Below are 24,001 nucleotides of genomic sequence, written 5' to 3'. Positions count from 1 at the left end.
GACACCTGGTTACGGATTTCAGTTGTCCCACGCATGGGGAGCAAACAGATAGCCTTTGTTACGGACGGTTTTAATACGATAGGGCTCAGTGGCGCTGTCGAGCAGCTTTTTGCGCAGGCGCGAAATTGCCACATCAACACTGCGATCCATCCCGTCGTAGCTTACGCCGCGCAGGTTTTTCAGCAGCGCATCACGATCCATAATTTGTCCCGCGTGGGTGGCAAGCTCCCACAGCAGATCGAAGTCAGCGGTTGAAAGCGCCACCTCAACGCCTGCCAGCAGGACCTGGCGGTTAACGGGGTCAATCGACAACGTGCCGAAGGTAATGGTTTTATGCTGTTTCAGCGATGGCACCGCAGGCTCGGCGGCCGCTGCGCTGCGCTGGCGTAGATGGAGCCGCAGCCGCGCCAGCAGCACGGCGGGCGGAGTGGTTTTCAGAATATAGTCGTTGGCGCCCATCTCCAGCGACAGGATATGGTTCATATCGCTGTCGAGCGAGGTCAGCAGCACAATCGGCCCGGTCCACTGTTTGCGCAGATCGCGGCACAGGGTCATACCATCTTTGCCAGGCAGCATAATATCGAGCAGCACCAGCTCCGGGTTCTCCCGCGCGATCACCTCTTCAGCGCGATCGCCTCTCGGCTCGACAATCACATCCATATCGTGTTTGCCAAGGTACGCGGCAATCAGTGCGCCCACATCCGGGTCGTCTTCTACAAAAACGATCTTATTCATAAGCCATTATGATTAACAAAAACGTCAACATACACCGCCTTGATGGAACCTGCCATTACTCTTTTCTAAACGAATGTGCTTCCGTTATGCTGGCGGTCTATGTTGTTGAAGTGTTAACAGGAAAAATGATGGGCTTGCTGATGAAAGCAGCGATTGGCGCGCTGGTGGTGGTGCTGATTGGTTTGCTGGCGAAGACAAAAAACTACTATATAGCCGGGTTGATCCCGCTCTTTCCCACCTTTGCGATGATTGCGCACTATATTGTCGCCACCGAGCGCGGTGTCGAGGCGCTGCGCACCACCATTATCTTTGGCATGTGGGCGATCATCCCTTACTTTCTCTATCTGCTTTCGCTCTGGTACTTCACCGCTTTTATGCGGATAGGGCCGGCGCTGGGCTGTGCGGTGATCTGCTGGAGCCTCAGCGCCTGGCTGTTAATCTACTGCTGGAGTCGCCTGCACTGATCTCAGCGCACCAGCATCCAGGTGGCGGGCAGGGCGGCAACCAGCAGCAGGAAAATCAGCACTTTTTCGCGCTGCATCAGCGAGATGGTTTCGCTATGGGTGCTGCGGGCATAGATAAAGACCAGCAGACCGGGGGCATAGAGCACCACCGAGAGCAGCAGGTGCATCGGGCCGGAGGCATAGAGCAGCCATAAACCGTAGAGACAGGCCCCAACGGCGACCATGCGGTGTAGCGGACGACGCGCGATTTTCAGCAGGAAAGCACCGACCAGCAGGTAGGGCACAAGGATCATCTCTGAGGCAATGGTCAGCAGAGTGTTGTAATCCGAGCCGGTAAGCCAGATCAGCACCAGGCAGATCTGCACGCTGGCGTTGGTCAGCCACAGCGAAGCCGCAGGCGCGTTCTGTTTGTTCTGATGGGCGAAGATACGCGGGAAGGCTTTATGCGTTGCCGCCAGCAGTGGCACTTCCGCCGCCATAATGGTCCAGCTCAGGTAGGCACCGCACACAGAGATAATCAGCCCCGTCGCGATCACCACTTCGCCCCAGCTGCCGAGCAGTTTCACCATCAGCCCGGCCATTGACGGGTTGCGCATCTCCGCTAGTTCCGGACGCGCGACCACGCCGAGAGAGAGCAACGTCACCAGCAGGTAGACCGTCAGCGCCGCCAGCACTGCCAGCAGCGTTGCGCGGCCAACATCCTGTTTATTCCGCGCGCGGGCAGAGACGACCACCGCGCCCTCCACGCCGATAAACACCCACAGGGTGATCAGCATGGTGTTTTTCACCTGCTCCCACACCGGCACGCCAAGCGCCACGCCGCTGAAGTCGAGGGAGAATTTATCGAGGTTGAAGGCCAGCGCCGCCAGCACGACAAACAGCCCCAGCGGTACCAGTTTCGCCAGCGTTGCCGCCAGGTTGATGCTCGCTGCGGTTTGCACACCGCGCAACACCAGCGCATGAACAATCCACAGCAACGCGGAGGCGCCGACGATCGACTGCCAGGTGTTGCCATCGCCAAACAGCCGCAATGACGGGCTGTCGGTGAAGAAACTCAGGGCGGAGAAGACGATCACCAAATAGGAGACATTGGCGATCACCGCGCATAGCCAGTAGCCCCAGGCGGAGCAGAAACCAATCAGCTCGCCAAAGCCTTCGCGGGCGTAGGTGAAGATACCGCCATCGAGATCCGGGCGGATGCGGGTCAGGATCAGCATGGCGAAGGCGAGAAGGATGATGCCGACGCCGGTGATCAGCCAGCCGATAATCAGCGCGGCAGGGCTGGCGACTTCCGCCATATTTTGCGGCAGGCTGAAGACGCCCGCACCAAGCATTGAGCTCAGGACCAGCGCAGTTAAAGCGCTAAGGCCAAGTTTCTTTTCCATTGTTATCCTGTCAAAAAAGCAACTCATCCAGAATAATTATTTTGCCGGAGCGCATAAATATGGTGGATATCACTAAGGCGCGGAATTTTACGGAGAGTCGCCAGGGCATGCAATGAGGGCGAGGGGAATTTTGTGAAAAAGTAGATAAAACTGAAAAAAAAGGCGGCTTTCTGCGCCGCCTTTTCCCTGAGCGTCGCCTTATTTATAGAGGTCGGCGCTGATGGTCATGTTGTTGCCGCTTTCAGACCACTGACGCGTGATGTGATAGTACTTCGCGCCTTTCGCGGCGGCACGTTTGGCGACCTGATAAGAGATTTCAGTCATGTTGCCATAGTTGCCGGTGAACTTAACGCTGTCGAAAGGCACCATCTGCGCGGCGGTGATTTTATTCAGCTCTTCAATCTTTTTACCGTCCGGAAGAGTGACACTGTAACGACCACCGGTAGAAGATTGCGTTTCAAAGAAACGGCCGACGCCGACGCCTGCGGTGGCATCTGACGCTACGCCCGGAATTTCAACGCGCTTCGCCTCTTCACCGCCTTTCGCCAGCGCGGCGCGGCCCGCTTCGGAGTCGCGTGGGATCGCGTCTGCGCTCTGAATCACGCGTTTTTTCGCATTGGCTTTATAGATGAAGGCGGTAATCAGCTGGTTGCCGCCCTGGTTGGCATCAACCTGGCGCACGATATAGAACGCATCAGCGCCCTTAGCTTTCGCCGCTTTGCTGATAGCGTCGTTAACTTCAGGCTGGGTGCGATAGAAACCCTGTACCGTTACGGTATCGTAAGGCTCGAGCGCAATGGCTTTATCTTTTGGATATTCTGTTACGCCATTGATCACGCGATAGGTCGGCTTGTCTGCTTTCGCCGCATCTGCTTTGTAGAGATCGGCGGTGACGCGCTGGTTGCCGCTGTTATTGGCATCAGAGGTGTCGACAACATAAAAAGAGGCTGCGCCTTCTTTATCTGCACGTTTGGAGACGGCGTTAACCGCATCGCCAATCGCGTTAAAACGTCCGGTAATCACGATGCGATCGTAAGGCTTCACCGCAGCGGCTTGCTCCGGTGTTAACTCTGTCGCGGCGTTAGCAGTAAACGCGGTTGCGGACAGAAGTGCTGACGCCAGGAGGGTGTACTTGAGCTTCATAAAAATAATCCTTCGCCTTGCGCAAACCATAAGTTGTTATTGATAAAACGTCGGTGATTATTGCATTTAAACCGCGCGACTGTCTGCGTCATTTTTTACAGAGTGTGCGCGGCTAAGGGAATAAACCATAACCTTTAGTGATATGTTGAAAAAATAGCCCCTTGACCAGCAAAAGCGATAAAGGTTATGAGTTTTTAAAGTTAATGTAATGTTAAAAGGGATGGTGGGGCGGAGATAAATCATGTTTTGCCGCTTCGCTTAAGCGGAATATCAGCCTTTCCACGTTAATTTAAGTCAAATAACCCTGTCAGCCCGCTTCAGCGCTTAATTTTCACGGATTAGTGCAGCATTTCGCTTTTCTGAAGGTGGATCGCAGGCGTTATTTTCAGTAGGTTATAGAAAGTTTGTTACTGTTTTATTTTCCGCACGGCGTTAATAAGCCACCGCGAAAAACGGACAAACCATCAACTAAAACCGATGGAAGGGAAAACTATGCGTATTGGTGTACCTAAAGAGAGGTTGGCCAATGAAACCCGCGTGGCCGCGACGCCGAAAACGGTCGAGCAGCTACTTAAACTGGGTTTCACCGTCGCGATTGAGAGCGGCGCGGGCAAGCTGGCAAGTTTTGACGACGAGGCGTTTGCCCTGGCGGGCGCGACCATTGTCGACGGTGACAATGTCTGGCATTCGGATGTGATCCTGAAAGTGAACGCGCCGCTGGAGGAGGAGATTGCGCTGCTCAATCCGGGCACAACGCTGGTGAGCTTTATCTGGCCTGCGCAAAACCCGGCGCTGATTGAGACGCTGGCGGCACGCAATGTCACGGTGATGGCGATGGACTCTGTTCCGCGCATCTCTCGTGCTCAGTCGCTGGATGCGCTGAGTTCGATGGCGAATATTGCCGGTTATCGCGCGATTGTCGAAGCCGCCCACGAGTTTGGCCGCTTCTTCACCGGGCAGATCACCGCCGCCGGTAAAGTACCGCCAGCCAAAGTGATGGTGATTGGCGCAGGCGTTGCCGGTCTTGCCGCCATCGGTGCGGCCAACAGCCTTGGCGCGATTGTCCGCGCGTTCGATACCCGCCCGGAAGTGAAGGAGCAGGTGCAAAGTATGGGCGCCGAGTTCCTCGAGCTTGATTTTGAAGAGGAAGCGGGCAGCGGCGACGGCTATGCCAAGGTGATGTCGGAAGCCTTTATCAAAGCGGAGATGGAGCTCTTTGCCGCGCAAGCGAAAGAGGTCGACATCATCGTCACTACGGCACTCATTCCGGGTAAACCGGCGCCGAAACTGATCACCCGCGAGATGGTTGACGCCATGCAGCCGGGCAGCGTGATTGTCGATCTGGCGGCGCAAAACGGCGGTAACTGCGAATATACCGTGCCAAACCAGGTCACCACCACCGCCAACGGCGTCAAAGTGATTGGCTACACCGATCTCCCGGGCCGCCTGCCGACTCAGTCGTCACAACTTTATGGCACCAACCTGGTTAACCTGCTGAAACTGCTCTGCGTTGAGAAAGATGGCAACGTGGTGGTTAATTTCGACGATGTGGTGGTGCGCGGCGTAACGGTCGTGCGTGAAGGCGAAGTGACCTGGCCGGCACCGCCAATTCAGGTCTCTGCCCAGCCGCAGGCCGCACCAAAAGCTGCCCCCGCTGCGCCGAAAGAGGAGCCGACACCGGCTTCACCGTGGCGTAAATATGCGCTGATGGCGCTGGCGATTGTGCTGTTTGGCTGGCTTGCTGATGTCGCACCGAAAGAGTTCCTTGGTCACTTCACCGTTTTTGCACTCTCCTGCGTCGTCGGTTTCTACGTCGTGTGGAACGTCTCCCATGCGCTGCATACGCCGCTGATGTCGGTCACTAATGCCATCTCCGGCATTATTGTCGTCGGTGCATTGTTACAGATGGGGCACGGCGGCTGGGTCAGCTTCTTCAGCTTTATCGCGGTGCTGATTGCCAGTATCAATATTTTTGGTGGTTTCACCGTCACTCAGCGCATGCTGAAAATGTTCCGGAAGAACTAAGGGGTAACAAATGTCTGGTGGATTAGTTACAGCTGCATACATTGTTGCCGCGATCCTGTTTATTTTCAGCCTGGCGGGGCTTTCAAAGCATGAAACCTCCCAGCAGGGTAACAACTTCGGTATCGCCGGGATGGCGATTGCGCTGGTGGCGACCATCTTTGGCCCGGATGCCGGCAACGTCGCCTGGATCCTGCTGGCGATGATCATCGGTGGCGCAATCGGTATGCGCCTGGCGAAGCGTGTCGAAATGACCGAAATGCCGGAGCTGGTTGCGGTGCTGCATAGCTTTGTTGGCCTGGCAGCGGTGCTGGTGGGCTTCAACAGCTATCTTGATCACAACCCGGGCATCGATCCGGTGCTGGTCAATATTCATCTCACCGAAGTGTTTATCGGTATCTTTATCGGTGCCGTCACTTTTACAGGGTCGATTGTCGCGTTCGGTAAGCTGCGTGGGAAAATCTCCTCGAAGCCGCTGATGCTGCCGAATCGCCACAAGATGAACCTCGCCGCGCTGGTGGTCTCCTTTGTGCTGCTGCTGGTTTTCGTGCGTACCGACAGCGTCGGTCTGCAGGTGCTGGCGCTGCTGCTGATGACCATCATCGCGCTGGTGTTCGGCTGGCATCTGGTGGCGTCGATTGGCGGCGCGGATATGCCGGTAGTGGTTTCAATGCTTAACTCCTACTCCGGTTGGGCGGCGGCGGCGGCGGGCTTTATGCTCAGCAACGACCTGCTGATCGTCACCGGCGCGCTGGTCGGTTCGTCCGGGGCGATCCTCTCCTACATTATGTGTAAGGCGATGAACCGCTCCTTTATCAGCGTGATTGCCGGTGGGTTTGGCACCGACGGCTCCTCCAGCGGCAGCGAAGAGGAAGCGGGCGAGCACCGCGAAATCAACGCTGAAGAGACGGCGGAACTGCTGAAAAACTCCCACTCGGTGATCATCACCCCGGGCTACGGCATGGCGGTGGCGCAGGCGCAGTATCCGGTGGCGGAAATTACTGAAAGACTGCGCGCCCGCGGCGTGAAAGTGCGTTTCGGTATTCACCCGGTCGCCGGGCGCTTGCCGGGCCATATGAACGTGCTGCTGGCGGAAGCGAAAGTGCCGTATGACATCGTGCTGGAGATGGATGAGATCAACGATGATTTCGCCGATACCGACACGGTGCTGGTGATTGGCGCGAACGACACCGTTAACCCGGCGGCGCAGGACGATCCGCGCAGCCCCATCGCTGGTATGCCGGTGCTGGAAGTGTGGAAAGCGCAGAACGTGATTGTCTTTAAACGTTCGATGAACACCGGTTACGCCGGTGTGCAGAACCCGCTCTTCTTTAAAGAGAATACGCAGATGCTGTTTGGCGATGCCAAAGCCAGCGTCGATGCCATTCTCAAAGCGCTGTAAGGTTGATGGCTTAACGATACCGCTCTTCGGAGCGGTATTTTTTTGCCCGCAGTAAGGCTTGCCAGAGCGTCTATACTTCTTGCTTGATCTTTTTTATAAGGAGGAAGGATGACGTTTTTGTCACGTTTTGACTTTATATCCATCTTGATGATGCCCTCATTCTGGATTGGTCTTGGCACGGTGGTGATTGTGACGCTGGTGGTCTACTGGCTCTTCACCCACTTACTGAAAATGGTGCTGAAAGGCGCGCGCAACTGGAGTGAGAAGCAGGGCGGCGTCGGCACGCTGCAGCATGTGGTGGTGGATATGCTCAGACGCACCAGCAAATTCCTGCTCTTTGTGGCGGCGTTACTCTTCAGCCTGCGCTTCGTCGACCTTCCCGATCACCTCTTTAACACCCTCGGGCACGCCTGGTTTTTAGTGCTGGCGATCCAGATCGCGCTCTGGCTTGATCAGGGCGTGGTGTCGTGGATGCGCCATCTGATGTACTCCCCTAACACCAGCAAAAACCCGGTCACTATGGTGATTGCCGGTCTGCTGCTGCGCATGATGCTCTGGACGATGATGCTGCTGTCGATCCTGGCAAACGTCGGCGTCAACATTACCGCGCTGGTAGCCAGCCTCGGAGTAGGCGGTATCGCCATTGCGCTGGCGGTGCAAACCATTCTGAGCGACGTTTTTGCCTCGCTCTCCATCGGCTTCGATAAACCTTTTGAGATTGGTGACTTTGTGGTCTTCGGCGACGTTGCCGGTACCATCGAGCATATTGGTCTCAAAACGACGCGTATTCGCAGCCTGAGCGGGGAGCAGATTGTCTGCGGCAACGCCATTCTCTTGCAGCAAACCCTGCACAACTACAAGCGTATGCAGACGCGCCGTATCGTCTTCACCTTTGGCCTGGCGCTCACCACGCCGCCGGATAAGCTGCGTAAAGTGGGTGAAATGGTGAAAACCATCATTACCGAAGTGGGCAATACGCGCTTCGATCGCGCCCACTTCCTCGGCTTTGGTACCGATCGGCTGAACTTTGAAGTGGTGCACATTGTTAATTCGGCGGATTACAACACCTACATGGATATCCAGCAGGAGATCAATATCCGCATCATGGAGCAGCTGGCAGCAGAAGGGATTGAGCTGGCGATACCGTGCGTGGTGGTGAAAGGGGGGCTGGCGGTGGAAACGCCCTCCGCAGAGCCGCAGAGTGAACAACCGGCAGTATAAAAAAACCCGCCTCGCGGCGGGTTGTTTGCTTAGTCGTCTTCGTCGTCATCCAGTGCAACGGGCGACTGGTAATCATCCGGTTTGATAACCAGTAAATCGCAGCGCAGGTGATCGATCACCTGCTCTGCGGTATTGCCGAGAAACGCGGCGGAGATACCGGTGCGGCCAATGGTGCCAAGCACCACAATCCCGGCCTGTAAATGTTCCGCCAGGTCCGGGATCACCTCTTCCGGCAATCCTTTCTCGACATGGGTCATTTTCTCATCGATACCAAACTTTTGCCGTAGCGCTTTCATCGCCAGCAGATGCTGGCCGCGAATGGCGTCGTTATAGACGCTCGGATCAAACTCCGGCAGTTCAATCGCAATATTGATAGGGGTGACAGGATAGGCACCGACGAGGTGCACTTCAGTATGGTTGACCTGCTCAGCCAGATGCTGGGTCTCTTTCACCAGCTTCTCATTCAGCGCGTTGTGGTAGATCTCTTCGCTGGCAAGGTTAACGGCAACCACAGCGCGACCGCCTTCTGGCCACGGCTGATCTTTTACCATCCACACCGGGCAGGGGCATTTACGCAGCAGATGCCAGTCGGTCGGGGTAAAAATCACCGATTCCAGTTTGTCGTGCTGGTGGGTCATCTTCAGCAACAGGTCGTGGCCGCCGGAGAGCACTTCCTGGATAATCGCTTCGAAAGGACGGTTATGCCACACCACTTTGATGTCGATTGGCACACCCGCGTCGAGATAGTATTTCGCCTGTTCGCGGATCCATGCGGTGCGCTGGCTGATAACGCCCTGGCGCATCGCCGTTCGCTCATCGGGGGACAGAAGGGTGGTCATCTCGTATGAGAAGTCGTAAATCGGTAGAAATGCTTTGATCCGACCGCCAATCCGTTGATGCAAATACACGGCACGTCGTAATGCGGGTTGATCGTCCTGATTAGGATCGATGGCGACCAACATATTCTGATACTTAGCCATACAGGGTCTCCTTACATCTGTCACCACTCTCTGACAGTAAAAGATAACCCATATAAGCTGAATGAAACAGCGGAAACCTTTTGCCGGATCAATAAATCAGAAAAATGTAATGACCCGGCAAAAAGGCAAAAGGTGGGGTAAAAATCAGGCAACGTTACGGGCGTGACCCGCCAGCTCAGAGAGCAGATCGCCATTTTCGATGGTGATATATTTCCCTTTCACCGCCAGCATGCCGCTCTTCTGGAAACGACCCAGCAGACGGCTGATGGTCTCAACGGTCAGGCCCAGATAGTTGCCGATATCGCCACGGGTCATGGTCAGACGGAATTCACGCGGCGAGAAACCACGCTGCGCAAAACGACGGGAGAGGTTGTAGATAAATGCCGCCAGGCGCTCTTCCGCGTTTTTCTTCGACAGCAGCAGGATCATATCCTGATCGCCTTTGATCTCGCCGCTCATCAGACGCATCATCTGCTGGCGCAGGCTCGGCATTTTACCGGAGAGATCGTCCAGCGTTTCGAACGGGATCTCACACACCATTGAGGTCTCCAGCGCCTGAGCGAAGCTCGGGTGATGGCCGGTACCGATGGCGTCAAAGCCCACCAGATCGCCCGCCAGATGGAACCCGGTGATCTGCTCATCGCCCTGTTCGGTGATGGTATAGCTTTTGATGGTGCCCGAGCGGATAGCGTAGAGCGATTTCAGCTCATCGCCTGCTTTAAACAGGGTCTGACCTTTCTGGATGGGCTTTTTACGCTCAATGATATTGTCGAGCTGATCCAGCTCATGTTCATTAAGAGTAAAGGGGATGCAAAGCTGGCTGATGCTGCAATCCTGACAATGGATAGCACAACCGCCAGACTGAATGCGTCGAATAATTCGCTTTTCCGGGATCATAGGTCTGCTCTACGCCGTAATTGATATTGGTCAATTTTAACATCTTTTTATGGCGCACGTAAGCCTGGCAAAACGTCAATTCACCATAAATGAAACAGTGGAGCGAAACGGTAAAGACTTACTTTGTCTCATGTTATTGAATTTCCACTAGTTCACTAAGGCTTTAGCGAGCGAAGTGCATGAAATACATACCAAACAGACCTGTTTTCTCACAATAGTAAGTAGCGTTCATGGCGAAGTAGCCACTCTTTACGCGCCACACCGCCCGCATAGCCGGTTAGCATGCCGTTGCTGCCGATTACGCGGTGGCAGGGGACGACAATACTAATCGGATTAGCACCGTTCGCCGCACCCACGGCACGCGCCGCGCCGGTGCGACCAAGAATTGTCGCCAGTTGACCATAATGCATCACCTGGCCGCAGGGGATGGTGCGCAGCATCTGCCACACTTCGCGCTGAAAAGGGGTACCGCCCGTCGCGGTCGGCAGGGTATCAATCACCGCCAAATCCCCGTCGAAATAGTCCTGCAGTTTTTGGCTCAGCCCGCCTGGGTTACGCGAAGCCAGGCGCTGATACCCTTCGCGGCGATAGTGAATATTCAGCAATTCAACCATCCGGGCATCATGTTCTTCCCACTCGACGGCGCGCAGCTGAAACTGCTCATCGCAGATGATCCACAGCGGGCCAAGCGGGGTGGAGATTTTATCTTCAAGCAGGGTGAGCATCTCGCGTCCTTATCACTTAATAGCGGCGATAATTTAGCAAACAAAAAAATGCTTCACCATACCCTGAAAGGGTGGCAATTTTAGGTGTCAATAAGGAAATAACCCTTAAGAGTTAATTGACGGAGAAAATATAAGGTTAATAACGTTTATTAATTAAAAAAATAGAGCCTGCCGACATCCGTCAGGCTCCAGAGTACACACAAACTGAGCATCCAATCTTTATTTTTTGCACGCGATCCTTGCGCCTTCTTTATATTTATAGCGGCCATAATAATTATTGCCAGTTTTAATCAGTGATTAATTTCACGATTATTTAACAAAGGTTCAGGGTATAAAGAAACGCCTCGTTATACCCTTTTTATAACACCTTGAGCCTACGCATAATTTGCCCGCCGCATTGAGAAGCGCTCCTGTGCCAGCTATAGTACTTCAGCAGATGTTGCTGGAGGACTGCCCCATGAACCCGGATGAAAAATCGCTGTTTCTTGACGCCATGGAGGATGTCCAACCCCTGAAGCGCAGTGCCGATGTGCACTGGCACCCGAACCATAAATCCCGACCATTGCAGCGCATTGACACCCTGCAGCTCGATAATTTTCTGACCACCGGTTTTCTTGACCCGGTTGCGCTCGATACGCCGCTGGAGTTTCGCCGCGAAGGGCTGCAAATCGGCGTGCTTGATAAACTGCGGCTCGGCAAATATAGCCAGCAGGCGAGCCTGAACCTGCTGCGCCAGCCCGTCGAGCAGTGCCGGCAGATGCTGTTTAGCTTTATGCATCAGAGCCGTAAAGATGGGCTACGCAATGTGCTGATCATTCATGGAAAAGGTCGCGACGAGACCTCGCACGCCAATATCATCCGTAGCTACCTGGCGCGCTGGCTGCCGGAGTTTGAGGATGTGCAGGCGTTCTGCCCGGCGTTGCCGCACCACGGCGGCAGCGGTGCATGCTATGTCGCCCTGCGCAAATCTGAGCAGGCAAAGCAGGAGAACTGGGAGCGGCACGCCAAGCGCAGCCGCTAGCCGACAAGCGGAACATCCGCTAAGCGTGTGGTCCAGGCGGGGGAGAGCAGGGAGCGCTTCATCCTCCAGCCTGGCGTGACGCCCTGGCCGGCAAACCATAATTTATTTCCCTTCTTATTAAGCGTGTCTAAAACATTCATTAGCGATTCGCTATTTTCTCGCGGAGTAAATTCATCGAATAAATTAAGTTGCGCAACGCCTTTACTAAAAAAATCCCCCAGCATAACGCCCGCTTTTTGATATCTCGGGCCTTGCTTCCAGATAATATCCAGGCTACGCGTTGCTGCCGCAATAATATCGCGGGTGTCATGGGTCGGCGTTAGCAAACGAATGCCTGCACTATTGCTGTAATAAGGTTCATCATCATCGTGCGGGCTACTCTTAATAAAAGCACCGACATAGCGACAATATTGACGATCCGCGCGCAGTTTTTCAGCGGCGCGCGCCGCCCAGGTGCAGATGCCTTCGCGCACCGATGCGTAGTCACTGACGCGATCGCCGAAGGAGCGGGAGCTGATGATCTCATGCTTCGCTGGCGCGAATTCAGCAAATCCAAGACAGGGTTCGCCACGCAGTTCACGTACCGTTCGCTCCAGCACGACGCTGAAGTTTTTGCGGATAAGCCATAAATCGCTCTGCGCCAGCTTGAGCACGGTATCAATCCCCATCGCCTCCAGCCGCTTGCTCAGACGGCGGCCAATCCCCCACACTTCGCCTACCGGCAGGGCGGCCATCAGCTTTAACTGCTGCGCCTGGCGCGACAGATCCACCACGCCGCCCGACGCCTGCGGCCACTTTTTGGCGGCGTGATTCGCCAGCTTGGCCAGTGTTTTCGTCGGCGCAATGCCGACGCCGACGGTAAGCATGGTGCGCTGATAAATGGCGTTACGCAGGGTGCGCCCAAATTCGCGCAGCTGTGGAATGCCGGTTAAATCCACAAACGCTTCATCGATGCTGTAGATATCCACCGCCGGACAGAGCTCCTCCAGCAGCGTCATCACCCGATGGCTCATATCGCCATACAGTGCGTAGTTACTGCTGAACACCGCCACGCCGTGACGCTCCATCAGCGCTTTCTGCTTGAAGTAGGGATCAGCCATCGTAATGCCGAGCGCTTTGGCTTCAGCCGAGCGGGAGATGACGCAGCCATCGTTATTGGATAACACCACCACCGGCTTACCGGTTAAATCGGGCCGGAAGACGGTCTCGCAGCTGGTATAGAACGAATTAACATCAACGAGCGCGTACATGATGGCGGGGCGGCAAAGTGATCACGGTCGTCACGACGCCAACAATATGCGCGCCTTCCTCTTCTTCGATCCTGATCGCCGGGTAAGCGGGGTTATCCGCCACCAGCTGCGGATAAGGCCGCAGCCGCAGGCGTTTTACCATAAAACCGCTTAGCAGGCGGGCGACAACGATATCGCCATCGCCCGGTTGCAGGCTGGTGTCAACCAGTAACAGCGACCCTGGCAGGATCGCCGCCTCGCACATGGCATCACTGGAAGCCCGCATCACATAGGTGGCCGACGGGTGGGCGATCAGGCTGCTCACCAGGTCGATCGCATCTTCAATGTAGTCCGCAGCCGGACTCGGAAAAGCGCTGGTAGTCATAATGGGTGTCGATCTTTTATTATTACTGTATATAAATACAGTATCGCTGTTCGCACGAAAGGATCAAGCCCCTGAAGCAAGGATCGTTGAAAGATCCTGATGATATTGGCAGTTTTTTGCACAATCATTTTCAGCGTGCGCGCGGCGGGCTGTGTGTTTTGCCGGTTAATGCTTTTGCAATCAAAGGGTAAGCCACTACACTTAGAGGGAATCTTTCCATTGGACGGTCCGCATGACAACGCTTAAGAGCAACAACTTCTTTTTTACCATTTTGTTATTACTGGTCAGCGTGGCGTTTTTCACCCTGATCCAGCCTTACTACTCCGCCATTATCTGGGCGGTGATCCTGGCATTGATCTTCTATCCGCTGCGCACAAAGCTCACCGCGCTACTGCGCGGGCGAAACGGTATCGCCTCGCTGATCACCGTGCTGCTGATCTGTATCCTTGTCTTTATCCCGATGATGATCGTGCTCTCGTCGCTGGCGGTAGAGATCAATGCGCTCTATCAGCGCCTGCAAACTAACGCGACGGATCTGCCGCAGCTGTTAAGTAACGGCATTGCGCACCTGCCGGAGTGGGCGAAACATGCGCTGCGGGAAAACAATTTTGATTCGGTAGACGCTATCCGCGAAAAACTCTCCGGTGTGGCACTCAGCGTCGGGCGTTATCTGGCGGGCAGCGCGGTGATCATCGGTAAAGGGACGCTGGGGCTAACCATCAGTTTCTCACTGATGGTCTATCTGCTCTTTTTCCTGCTGAAAGATGGCGCTGCGCTGGTGAAGAAGATCTACGAGGTGATGCCGCTGTCGGCCAAAATTAAACGCCGTCTGTTCCTGAAATTTGCCGGTGTGGCGCGCGCGACGGTAAAAGGAACGCTGGTGGTGGCGATTGCGCAGGGCGCGCTGGGCGGGATTGGCTTCTGGTTCGCTGGCTTGAGCGGCAGCCTGCTGTGGGGCGCGCTGATGGCGTTCCTGTCGCTGATCCCGGCGGTCGGTACCGCGCTTATCTGGATCCCGGCGGTGATCTTCCTCTACTCGACGGGCGAGCTGCTCACTGCCACGCTGCTGACCCTCTACTTTGTGATTGTGGTCGGGCTGGCAGATAACCTGCTGCGCCCGCTGCTGGTGGGGAAAGATACCCGTATGCCGGACTACCTGATCCTGCTCACCACCCTTGGCGGCCTGCAATTCTTTGGCATTAACGGTTTCGTGCTTGGGCCACTGATCGCAGGGCTGTTTATCTCCTCGTGGAATTTACTGGCAGAAGCGCGTGCCAATGCGCTTAATACGCCGCAGGAATAAAACGTAATCCGCTGCCGGAAATAAACCGGCAGCGTTCGTTTACTCTTCGTTTAATTAATTTGGTGAGCGGTAAAGAATTGCAAATACTTTGAGTAAAATCTTAGCTTGTGCTAAATATAAGGCATGTACAACAACTGAGGACAATTTTTAACCGCCACGAAGAGAAGCAATGCGCGGTAAATTGTAAAAATATGGACATTCGGTTCAGTAGTCTTACCCCCTGTTTTTCACTTCCTGTCTCCTTCTGCTGCCCGCCTGCGGGCGAACAATACTGGCGCACTGCGCTGTAGTCCTCTCCTGCCCGATCCGGCGCCCTGTGCGCAACTGTTAATTTTTTTACGGTTTTCCGCTATGCGGTAAATCGCAAGGATCTCTATTCTCAAGCAGGAGAAGAAATATGATTTACTGGATTTTATTAGCGATGGCGATTGTCTCGGAAATAACCGGCACGCTATCTATGAAATGGGCAAGTATTAACGACAGCCACAGCGGTTTTATTTTAATGCTGGTGATGATCACCTGTTCCTATATTTTCCTGGCGTTTGCGGTGAAAAAAATCGCCCTCGGCGTGGCCTACGCATTATGGGAAGGTGTCGGTATTGCCATTATTACGCTGTTTAGCGTGCTGCTGTTTGATGAACCCCTCTCACCGTTGAAAGCGGCGGGTCTGGTGGCGCTGGCGCTCGGTATTGTGCTGATCAAGTCCGGCACGCGTAAGGCCCCACGTCAGGAGCAGGGTCATGTTACTGCTTGAGTGGGTGCACGCGTTATGGCTGGCGATGGCCATTATTCTGGAAATTGTCGCCAACATCTTTTTAAAACTTTCTGACGGCTTTCGTCGCAAACTCTATGGTTGCGGATCGTTAGTGGCGGTGCTGGCGGCGTTCAGCGCGCTGTCGCAGGCGGTAAAGGGGATCGATCTCTCCGTCGCCTACGCGCTGTGGGGCGGGTTTGGTATCGTGGCGACGCTCGCCGCCGGCTGGATCCTCTTCGGCCAGCGCCTCAATGGCAAAGGCTGGATCGGCCTTGCGCTGCTGCTTATCGGGATGATGCTGATAAAACTTTCCTGATGTGATATTGCCCGCGTTTGCGGGCAACGAAATTTGTGGGCTGTATTACGCTTAGAGGACAATAACAAACGTTACGGGACACCAGTAAGGGTCGTCGATGCTCAATCCGCTAAGCTGGCGCAATATTCCCACAGCAAGAACGCTCTTTGTGATGATTTTTCTGGCAGGAGTGGGCTTAATCATCTCCGTCGTTGCGCTCCTCTATCTCTCACTGCACCTGATTAGCAGCAAAGCGAATGAAATCGACGAGCACCGCGCGGCGCTCGCCGTGCAGGGTGCGATGCAGACTTCAGTCAACAGAATGCGATCCCTCGGTCTCGATAACGCGGTGTGGGATGAAGCGGTGCGCGTCGTCTACCGCACGCCGATGGATAGCGGCTGGCTCTACAACACCTGGGGCGCGGGCTTTAAAGTCGACAATCTCTATGACGGCACCTTTGTGCTGGATGAGCACTTTGCGGTGGTGTGGGGGGCGTTTCGCAGTCAGCCTTTTACCGAGCGCAATCTCGCCTTTTTTGGTGACGGGCTGGCGGCGCTTATTCGCAACCATGCCGCGGCGTTGCAGCAGGGCAAGGACATTTTCGCCGGTATCACCCGCACACAGCGGGGGGTAGCATTTGTCAGCATAGGCCTGATCCGCCCGGTATCGGGGCGGCTTGAGAAGCAGGGCAGCGCGCGTCGTTACTTAGTGATGACCCGTCATCTTGATGATGAACTGCTCAGCGAACTCGGCAGCACCTTTCAGATCCAGAACCTGCGACTGTCGTCGCAAAATACCCCAGCGAGCAGTATCCCGTTACATGGATCTGCCGATGAATTCCTCGGTTATATGAGCTGGAAACCGCACTTACCTGGCGCGGAAGCGGCAGACGCGGCGGCAGACGATATTCGCCAGATCGCAATGCTCGCCTCGGGCCTTATTCTGCTGTTTATTGTGCTCAGCAGCGCCGGGCTTTATAAGCTGGCGAAAGGGGAGAAGCTGGCGCGCAGCATTGCGCTAACCGACTGGCTAAGCCGTCTGCCCAACCGACGCGCGCTGATTGAGCAGTTAGATCAGTGGAGTGAGTGGGGCAACAGCGATCTGATAAGCGTGGTGTTTATCGATCTTGATGGCTTTAAAGATGTGAACGATATCTATGGTCATGACGTGGGTGACCGGCTGATCGTCACGATTGCGCAGACATTGCAGGAAAAAGTACCGACCGACGGCATGCTGGCGCGCATGGGCGGGGATGAGTTCGCCATGACCCTGAGCGGGCCGTGGTCGGTTGAAAAAGCCGCCGACTTTGCGCAAATGGTGCTCGACTACTTCCGCGCACCGGTGCGCATTGGCAAACGTTCGCTGCATATCAGCGCCAGCATCGGTATCGCCAGCGGAACGCTGGTGGAGTGCTCGAGTTCCGAGCTATTTCGCCGGGCCGATATCGCTATGTACCACTCGAAAATGTGCGGCAAGGCGCGGGTAACGCACTACGACGCGGCGCTAAACAGTGCCCGCGAGCGGCAGTTGATGATCGAAAATGATATCCGCGACGGGCTGGAGCGGGAGGAGTTTGACGTCTGGTATCAGCCGATTATTGATGCCCGCAGCGGCAAAATGAGCGGCGTTGAAGCGCTGGCGCGCTGGCCGCGTCGCCCGGATGGCGAGCTGAAACCGGACGAGTTTATCCCGATTGCTGAAACCAGTGGCCTGATTTACGCGCTGGGGCAGTTTGTCCTGCGTCGCGCCTGCCGCGATCTCTATCCGCAGGCGGGGCTCAAACTGTCGGTTAATATCTCTCCCGCGCAGTTTCGCGACCCGGAGTTTGAAGACAAAGTGGCTCAGGTGCTGGAGACCTGCCGCTTTCCGGCGCAGCGCCTGCAGCTGGAGGTGACGGAAACGTACGTGCTGGAGAACCCGGAGCGCGCGCAGGCGGCGATTGCCAACCTAAAAGCGCTGGGCACGGCGGTGGCGCTCGATGATTTCGGCACCGGTTACTCCAGCATCGGCTACCTGCGGCGCTTTAATTTCGACACCATCAAAATTGATAAATCCCTTGCCGGATTGGTGGATAACGATGAGCAGGCATCAGCATTAGTAAGCGGCACGATCCGCATTGCCAGCGCACTGGGGATGCAGGTGGTGGCGGAAGGGGTGGAAAACGAAACGCAAATGGCGCTGCTGCGTGATGCGGGCTGCGATCAGTTGCAGGGATTCTACTTTAGCGCACCGATGCCGCTGGAGAGGCTGCTACAACAGCATCACCAGCGGCAGGAGTGAGTTACTGCACCGTATCGCTGGCCAGCGCGTCCAGCTTGTCACGAAAACCGGTCACCGCAATCGCGCGGTTATCGGCGCGCCAGCGATCTTTTGCCGCCGGGGCTGAGCTTTGCACGGCGATCAACTGCCAGCCCTCATCGGTTTTTAACATCAGCGGTGAGCCGCTATCGCCCGGCAGCGTATCGCACTGATGCGACAGCACGCTGCTCTGCGCCCAGCCCGTCACAATACAATCCTGATGGCTGAAGAGATTATCCAGATGATCTTGCGGATAACCCGCCTGCGTCACTTTGCGGTTGGCGGCTTTCAGCGCGGCGGTAAGCGCCTCTTTATCGCCGCTAAACAGCGGCAGCGGCGTAATGCCGGAGGGCGGATAGCGTAAAACGATCAGCCCAAAATCCCATGAGGCAGCCGAGGAGGGGACAATCCACCCTTCGCCGTCGGCCTTCAGGCGTCGACCCAACGAGGCATCAACGCGCCCTTCAATACCGTGGATCTCATAGCGCCAGATCCCTTTTTGCGACACAAACCGTAGCGCTATCGCTTTATCGACTTTGCCGCGCGGCGGCGTCAGCAGACAGTGTCCGGCGGTTAAGGCGAGATGCGGGGAGATAAGCGTGGCGGTGCAGAGATTGCCGCTCGCCGTCTCGATCTGACCTATCGCATCCCACGGTGCGGTGGTCGGTGACGCGACGCGGACACGATCGTCATGCCCAAAAAAGAGGGTTTTTATATCCCTGGCGCTAACCGCGTCCTCATCGCCATCATCAGCATGTCCAACAGCGGAAAACAAAAGCAGCGGTCCCAGCAACAGCACAACGGTTCTTCGCATAGTACTCTCAGGTGGGGAAATTATGATTATTAAGGTCGAGCCATGAGTAATAAATATAGACGGGACGCATAGAAAGCGGGAGTAAAATCAGCGTGCTACATCAATAAAGATAGAAACGGAGGGCGATAAGCGCGCAGAGAATTAACATCATCAGGATAACTTCAAAACGATAACGTCGCAGCATGCTCAGGCCTCCAGAGAAAAACGGCGCTTCACCCGAAGGGCTCAGCGCCGCGTTTTAGCACGGCGCTCATGGTGAGCGCCGGTTACAGACACGTGGCTTATGCAGCCGGCTGTGCAGCCGGTTTAGCAGCAGTGTGTTTTACGTGTTTGTGGTGTTTTTTAGCAGCCTGAGCTTTCTGCTCTACAGCCGGTTTAGCAGCGGCTTTTTTGTGGTGCTTTTTAGCAGCCTGGGCTTTCTGCTCAGCAGCCGGTTTAGCGGCAGCTTTCTTGTGCTGTTTTTTAGCAGCCTGAGCTTTCTGCTCAGCGGCTTTTTTGTGTTTCTTGTGGTGAACTTTCTTCGCCGGAGCAGCTTTGGTGTCAGCAGCAGCCGGAGCAGCGGTAGTGGTAGTCGGCGCAGCAGCCGGCGCCTGAGAGGTGGCAGCGGTGTCAGCAGCGAAAGCAGCAGAAGACAGACCCATTGCAGCGGCAACAACCAGAGCTAATACTTTTTTCATTCCGATATCCTCGAATTAGTTTCTTCATTCAACCCCACTGCGGGGCCGTTGAAAGAACTATATCCCTGTTATCGAAGCGTTTCCGTGAGTGATTGGTATCGGCGTGTAACGGAATGTACAGAGAGGGAAAACGCGCCGGAAAGCGGCTCCGGCGCGGGGTGATCAGAGGTAACGGCGGGTAAGATGCTGGCGGAAATAGTCCGCATTCAGCGGCTCGCCGGTGGCGTTGGCAATCAGCTGTGCGGTGCTAAAGCGGCTGCCGTGCTGCCAGATGTTCTGGCGCAGCCACTCAAACAGCGCGCTGAAATCACCGGCGGCGATGGCGTCATCGAGACCCGGCAGCGCACGGCGCGCGGCATGGAACAGCTGTGCAGCGTACATCGCGCCCAGCGTGTAAGAGGGGAAGTAACCAAAGCCGCCGTCGGTCCAGTGAATATCCTGCATACAGCCGTTGCGGTAGTTGCCTTCGGTCGAGAGTCCAAGCCAGGCCTGCATCTTCTCATTCCACAGTGCCGGAATATCGTCGACCTCAATCTCACCGTCGATCAGCGCCCGCTCGATCTCATAGCGCAGAATAACGTGCGCCGGATAACTTACCTCGTCGGCGTCGACGCGAATATAGCCCGGCTTCACGCGCTGGTTCCAGGCGATAAAGTTGTGCTCTTCAAAGGCAGGCTGCATACCAAAGCGCTCAATAATCGCGGGCTGCAGACGGCGCAGGAAGGCTTCGCTGCGGCCAAGCTGCATCTCAAAGAAGAGGCTCTGTGACTCGTGGATCGCCGTCGAGCGCGCCAGCGCAATCGGCTGACCCGGCCAACTGCGCGGCAGGTTCTGCTCGTAGCGGGCATGACCGGTTTCATGCACCACGCCGAACAGGGCACTCAGCAACTCATTTTCATCGTAACGGGTGGTGATGCGCACATCTTCCGGCACGCCGCCGCAGAAGGGGTGGGCGCTGACATCAAGGCGTCCGCCATTAAAGTCGAAACCGAGCGTCTTCATCGCCTGCAAACCCAGTTCGCGCTGATCGGCAATCGGGAACGGCCCTTGCGGGGCGATAAGCGTTTGCTGCGCCTGTTTCTCTACCGCCTGTTTCAGCAGATCCGGCAGCCAGCTTTTGACCTCGCCAAACAGCTCATCAAGGCGGGCGCTGGTCATATCCGGCTCAAACTTATCCAGCAGGGCATCATAGGGCGAGCAGCCTTTCGCCGCCGCGCGCAGCTTCGCCTCTTCGCGGGTGAGTTTGACCACCTCTTTCAGATTGGCGGAGAAGCCCGCCCAGTCATTGGCCGGACGCTGGGTACGCCAGGCGTGTTCGCATTTACTGCCCGCCAGCGACAGGGCTTCCACCAGCGCTTCCGGCAGGAGGGCTGCTTCATCGTAGTGGCGCTGCATTTCACGCAGGTTAGCCTGCTCAACATCGTTGAGATCTTCCTGAGCGGCGCTGGAAAGCCACTGGCCGACCTGCGGGTTGGTTAAAATCTGGTGGCGCAACACGCTCAGCTCGGCCAGCGCTTCACCGCGCGCAGCGCTGCCGCCCGGCGGCATCATGGCGAACATATCCCAGCCGGCAACGGCAGCAAGGTGTGAGAAACGTGACAGGCGAAGAAAGGTACGGGTGAGTTGTTGGTAGTTTTGCTTATCCATAATGCCTCTGATTTTTTTGCATTTTCTTAACCTGAACACCTAAAAATAGTAGGTCTGCGGCTAATGTTAAAATCTGTACCATAATAGAGAACACATTCATTTAACCAATAAACGCATAACACAGCAAAAAACCATGAATCCTTTCATTTGGGTGATCTGCAGTTTAATGGCGCTCGACGCCGTGCGGGAGTTGATGGGCGCAAGCTCGGTCTTCGCGCTTTTCTAGCCCTTTACCGCGCTACACACAATAAAAAAGCCCCGCTTGCGCAGGGCCGCCTTCCTTTATACGCGCTAGCGCAGACGTGCGTGCAGCCGTGTGCCGACCAGCAGGGCCAGCACCAGCATCGCCGCGATAAACCCGCCGACGCCGTTCCAGCCATAGCTGTGCCAGAACACGCCGCCTAAGGTTCCTGCCACGCTCGAGCCAAGATAGTAACTGAAGAGATAGAGCGACGAGGCCTGGCCTCTGGCGCGCTTAGCGCGTGGGCCAATCCAGCTGCTGGCAACGGAGTGCGCGGCAAAAAAACCGCTGGTAAAGAGCAGCATGCCGATAAAGATCGCCCACAGCGACGAGAAGAGCGTCAGCAGTAAACCGAGCAGCATAATAGCGGTAAAGGCGATCATCACCGGGCCGCGACCATATTTGCTGGTCATCGCGCCCGCTTTTGGCGAACTCCAGGTGCCGGTCAGATAGGCCACCGACAGCAGGCCAACTACCGCCTGGCTCAGCATCCACGGGGATTGCATCAGGCGATAGCCAATATAGTTGAACAGCGTGACAAACGACCCCATCAGCAAAAAGCCTTCGAGAAAGAGCAGCGGCAGGCCGCGATCGCGCCAGTGCAGGCGGAAGTTGATCAACAGCGTTTTTGGCCGCAAAGAGGAGGGGCGAAAGTGGCGCGAGGGGGGCAGGATCTTCCAGAACATCAGCGCCGAAGCCAGCGCAAAGCAGCCAATCACCGCTACCGCCACCCGCCAGTTAAAGAAGTCGGTAAAAACCCCGCTCAGCAGGCGGCCGCTCATGCCGCCGATGGAGTTGCCGCTGATATAAAGCCCCATGGAGAAGGCGACAAAACTGGGATGGATCTCTTCACTCAGGTAGGTCATACCGACTGCTGCTACGCCGCTGAGGGATAGCCCCACCAGCGCGCGCATCACCAGAATGCCGTGCCAGCTGGTCATCATCGTTGAGAGCAGCGTGCAGCACGACGCCAGAAGCAGCGCGGTAACCATCACATTTTTGCGCCCAATGGCATCCGATAACGGCCCGGTAAACAGCAGGCCGATCGCCAGCATGGCGGTGGAAATGGAGAGAGAAATACTGCTGCTGGCGGGCGAAACACCGAACTCATGGGAGAGCACTGGCAAGATGGGCTGAACGCAGTAGAGCAGGGCGAAGGTCGCCAGCCCGGCGGAAAAGAGCGCCAGCGTGACGCGCATAAATTGGGGTGTACCCCGTTTAATAAACTGCCCCGGCAGGGCGGCGGGTTTTTCGTTAACGATGTGTGTCGGTTCGCTATCAACCGTTGTTGTACGACTCACTTGGGATCCTTACTTTTTTGGCCCGTCATTACGGGGACGGGCTTACCACGGCGTAAGGGTATGAAAGCTGTAATATTCTGTCTAATATATTAATAATCTCAAATAAGACGTTAAAAATATGAATATCGAACTGCGCCATCTGCGCTACTTTATCGCCGTGGCGGAAGAGCTCCATTTTGGTCATGCCGCCGCGCGGCTGAACATTTCGCAGCCGCCCCTGAGCCAGCAAATTCAGATCCTCGAACAGCAGGTTGGCGCGCGGCTGCTGGCCCGCACAAATCGTAGCGTCTCATTGACCCCCGCCGGACGCCAGTTTCTGGCTGACAGCCGTCAAATCTTAAACCAGGTGGATGAAGCCGCCGCCCGTGCGCTGCGTTTGCACCAGGGCGAAACGGGGGAGTTACGGATTGGCTTTACCTCCTCCGCGCCCTTTATTAAAGCGGTCTCAGATACCCTCTCTTCCTTTCGCCAGCGCTACCCGGATGTCCATATCCAGACGCGGGAGATCAACACCCGCGAACAGATAGCCCCATTGAATGAAGGAACACTGGATCTCGGTTTGATGCGCAACACTCCGCTGCCGGAGACGCTGGCGTGGGAGGTCATTCTGCGCGAGCCGCTGCTGGCGATGATCCCGCGTAACCATCCGCTGGCAACACGTACGGCAGTCTCGCTGCACGAACTGGCGCAGGAGCCGTTTGTCTTTTTCGATCCTCATGTTGGCACCGGCCTGTATGACGACATCCTCAGCCTGATGCGACGTTACCAGCTGACGCCGCGCATCGCGCAGGAAGTGGGCGAGGCGATGACCATTATCGGCCTGGTAGCGGCGGGGCTGGGCGTTTCGATTTTGCCCGCCTCGTTTCACCGCGTTCAGCTCAGCGAGATGTGCTGGATACCGATTATTGAGGAGGATGCCGTTTCGGAGATGTGGCTGGTGTGGTCAAAACACCAGGAGCAGGGGGCGGCGGCGGCACGTTTCAAGCAGCAGCTCCTTGACGCGGCAAACGGCTGAATTTCACCCATAACGGCAGGCAAAATGTGCGTTAAATCACAAGCAT

The 24,001-nt window shown here is 55.8% G+C and carries 22 protein-coding genes; 10 read left to right on the top strand and 12 right to left on the bottom strand.

Annotated elements, in window-relative coordinates; translation table 11 throughout:
* Window positions 1-18 precede the first annotated feature (18 nt).
* Window positions 19-735, bottom strand: a complete 717-nt coding sequence (gene rstA / locus N7V53_RS00310) for a two-component system response regulator RstA (protein WP_023481872.1) — start codon at window positions 733-735, stop codon at window positions 19-21.
* Window positions 736-863: 128 nt separating this feature from the next.
* Here rstA and N7V53_RS00305 point away from each other — a divergent pair, with 128 nt between their 5' ends.
* Window positions 864-1,199, top strand: coding sequence for a GlpM family protein (locus tag N7V53_RS00305; protein ID WP_279792690.1), 336 nt, complete (start codon window positions 864-866; stop codon window positions 1,197-1,199).
* Window positions 1,200-1,201: 2 nt separating this feature from the next.
* Here the strand turns inward: N7V53_RS00305 and N7V53_RS00300 are convergent, their stop codons facing one another.
* Together N7V53_RS00300 and ydgH are read right to left on the bottom strand one after the other, a co-directional pair.
* Window positions 1,202-2,584 carry an amino acid permease gene (locus N7V53_RS00300; protein WP_279791477.1) on the bottom strand — a complete coding sequence of 461 codons (1,383 nt, stop codon included), beginning with the start codon at window positions 2,582-2,584 and terminating at the stop codon, window positions 1,202-1,204.
* Window positions 2,585-2,782: 198 nt separating this feature from the next.
* Entirely contained in the window at window positions 2,783-3,727 is a 945-nt protein-coding gene (ydgH, locus tag N7V53_RS00295; RefSeq protein WP_023481762.1) for a DUF1471 family protein YdgH, read from the bottom strand.
* 492 nt (window positions 3,728-4,219) lie between these two features.
* Here ydgH and pntA point away from each other — a divergent pair, with 492 nt between their 5' ends.
* The 3 genes from pntA (at window position 4,220) to N7V53_RS00280 (ending at window position 8,372) form a co-directional block, all read left to right on the top strand.
* Entirely contained in the window at window positions 4,220-5,752 is a 1,533-nt protein-coding gene (gene pntA / locus N7V53_RS00290; RefSeq protein WP_279791475.1) for a Re/Si-specific NAD(P)(+) transhydrogenase subunit alpha, read from the top strand.
* A 10-nt stretch (window positions 5,753-5,762) separates the two neighbouring features.
* Window positions 5,763-7,151, top strand: a complete 1,389-nt coding sequence (gene pntB, locus N7V53_RS00285; protein ID WP_124968425.1) for a Re/Si-specific NAD(P)(+) transhydrogenase subunit beta — start codon at window positions 5,763-5,765, stop codon at window positions 7,149-7,151.
* A gap of 108 nt (window positions 7,152-7,259) precedes the next feature.
* A complete protein-coding gene (locus tag N7V53_RS00280; protein WP_023481720.1) occupies window positions 7,260-8,372 on the top strand; it encodes a mechanosensitive ion channel family protein in 1,113 nt (370 codons plus the stop codon).
* Between the two features lie 29 nt (window positions 8,373-8,401).
* Here N7V53_RS00280 and uspE read toward each other — a convergent pair whose 3' ends face one another.
* The 3 genes from uspE to ogt form a co-directional block, all read right to left on the bottom strand.
* Complete coding sequence (gene uspE / locus N7V53_RS00275) at window positions 8,402-9,352, bottom strand: universal stress protein UspE (protein WP_023481515.1); 951 nt, start codon at window positions 9,350-9,352, stop codon at window positions 8,402-8,404.
* A gap of 144 nt (window positions 9,353-9,496) precedes the next feature.
* Window positions 9,497-10,249 carry a fumarate/nitrate reduction transcriptional regulator Fnr gene (gene fnr, locus N7V53_RS00270; protein ID WP_023481718.1) on the bottom strand — a complete coding sequence of 251 codons (753 nt, stop codon included), beginning with the start codon at window positions 10,247-10,249 and terminating at the stop codon, window positions 9,497-9,499.
* 209 nt (window positions 10,250-10,458) lie between these two features.
* On the bottom strand, window positions 10,459-10,974 hold the full coding sequence (ogt, locus tag N7V53_RS00265; protein WP_279791468.1) for a methylated-DNA--[protein]-cysteine S-methyltransferase: 516 nt from the start codon (window positions 10,972-10,974) through the stop codon (window positions 10,459-10,461).
* A gap of 457 nt (window positions 10,975-11,431) precedes the next feature.
* On the opposite strand from ogt, the gene smrA reads away from it, so the two are divergent.
* Window positions 11,432-11,995 carry a DNA endonuclease SmrA gene (smrA, locus tag N7V53_RS00260; RefSeq protein ID WP_023481817.1) on the top strand — a complete coding sequence of 188 codons (564 nt, stop codon included), beginning with the start codon at window positions 11,432-11,434 and terminating at the stop codon, window positions 11,993-11,995.
* Here smrA and umuC read toward each other — a convergent pair.
* Window positions 11,992-13,245 carry a translesion error-prone DNA polymerase V subunit UmuC gene (gene umuC / locus N7V53_RS00255; RefSeq protein WP_279791465.1) on the bottom strand — a complete coding sequence of 418 codons (1,254 nt, stop codon included), beginning with the start codon at window positions 13,243-13,245 and terminating at the stop codon, window positions 11,992-11,994. The two genes, smrA and umuC, sit on opposite strands and share 4 nt — an antisense overlap.
* Entirely contained in the window at window positions 13,229-13,609 is a 381-nt protein-coding gene (gene umuD, locus N7V53_RS00250; protein WP_054803874.1) for a translesion error-prone DNA polymerase V autoproteolytic subunit, read from the bottom strand. Before umuD ends, umuC begins: the two co-directional genes overlap by 17 nt.
* A gap of 232 nt (window positions 13,610-13,841) precedes the next feature.
* Here umuD and N7V53_RS00245 point away from each other — a divergent pair, with 232 nt between their 5' ends.
* The 4 genes from N7V53_RS00245 to N7V53_RS00230 all read left to right on the top strand — a co-directional run bounded on the left by N7V53_RS00245 (window position 13,842) and on the right by N7V53_RS00230 (window position 18,242).
* On the top strand, window positions 13,842-14,912 hold the full coding sequence (locus N7V53_RS00245) for an AI-2E family transporter (protein ID WP_023481574.1): 1,071 nt from the start codon (window positions 13,842-13,844) through the stop codon (window positions 14,910-14,912).
* Between the two features lie 397 nt (window positions 14,913-15,309).
* Window positions 15,310-15,666: a multidrug/spermidine efflux SMR transporter subunit MdtJ gene (gene mdtJ / locus N7V53_RS00240; RefSeq protein WP_023481606.1), complete on the top strand. Its 357-nt coding sequence runs from the start codon at window positions 15,310-15,312 to the stop codon at window positions 15,664-15,666.
* The gene (gene mdtI, locus N7V53_RS00235) at window positions 15,653-15,982 is read left to right on the top strand and encodes a multidrug/spermidine efflux SMR transporter subunit MdtI (protein ID WP_023481364.1); all 330 of its coding nucleotides are present in this window, start codon (window positions 15,653-15,655) and stop codon (window positions 15,980-15,982) included. Before mdtJ ends, mdtI begins: the two co-directional genes overlap by 14 nt.
* A 97-nt stretch (window positions 15,983-16,079) precedes the next feature.
* Window positions 16,080-18,242: a bifunctional diguanylate cyclase/phosphodiesterase gene (locus tag N7V53_RS00230; protein ID WP_279791463.1), complete on the top strand. Its 2,163-nt coding sequence runs from the start codon at window positions 16,080-16,082 to the stop codon at window positions 18,240-18,242.
* Between the two features lies 1 nt (window position 18,243).
* On the opposite strand, the gene N7V53_RS00225 is transcribed toward N7V53_RS00230, so the two are convergent.
* From N7V53_RS00225 to N7V53_RS00210, 4 genes are all read right to left on the bottom strand, one after another.
* Entirely contained in the window at window positions 18,244-19,074 is an 831-nt protein-coding gene (locus N7V53_RS00225; protein WP_279791462.1) for a serine protease, read from the bottom strand.
* 281 nt (window positions 19,075-19,355) lie between these two features.
* Window positions 19,356-19,751, bottom strand: coding sequence for an acid resistance repetitive basic protein Asr (asr, locus tag N7V53_RS00220; RefSeq protein ID WP_034814024.1), 396 nt, complete (start codon window positions 19,749-19,751; stop codon window positions 19,356-19,358).
* A 162-nt stretch (window positions 19,752-19,913) separates the two neighbouring features.
* Window positions 19,914-21,398, bottom strand: coding sequence for a carboxypeptidase M32 (locus tag N7V53_RS00215; protein WP_279791460.1), 1,485 nt, complete (start codon window positions 21,396-21,398; stop codon window positions 19,914-19,916).
* A gap of 291 nt (window positions 21,399-21,689) precedes the next feature.
* Window positions 21,690-22,940 (bottom strand): MFS transporter, encoded by a 1,251-nt coding sequence (locus tag N7V53_RS00210; protein ID WP_279791458.1) that lies wholly within the window; start codon window positions 22,938-22,940, stop codon window positions 21,690-21,692.
* Between the two features lie 118 nt (window positions 22,941-23,058).
* On the opposite strand from N7V53_RS00210, the gene N7V53_RS00205 reads away from it, so the two are divergent.
* Complete coding sequence (locus tag N7V53_RS00205) at window positions 23,059-23,955, top strand: LysR family transcriptional regulator (RefSeq protein WP_124968416.1); 897 nt, start codon at window positions 23,059-23,061, stop codon at window positions 23,953-23,955.
* Window positions 23,956-24,001 lie beyond the last annotated feature (46 nt).

Source organism: Kosakonia sp. HypNH10 (genome assembly GCF_029850615.1).
In the GTDB taxonomy this organism is placed as follows: domain Bacteria; phylum Pseudomonadota; class Gammaproteobacteria; order Enterobacterales; family Enterobacteriaceae; genus Kosakonia; species Kosakonia cowanii.
This window is presented reverse-complemented; position numbering and strand designations above follow the sequence as displayed.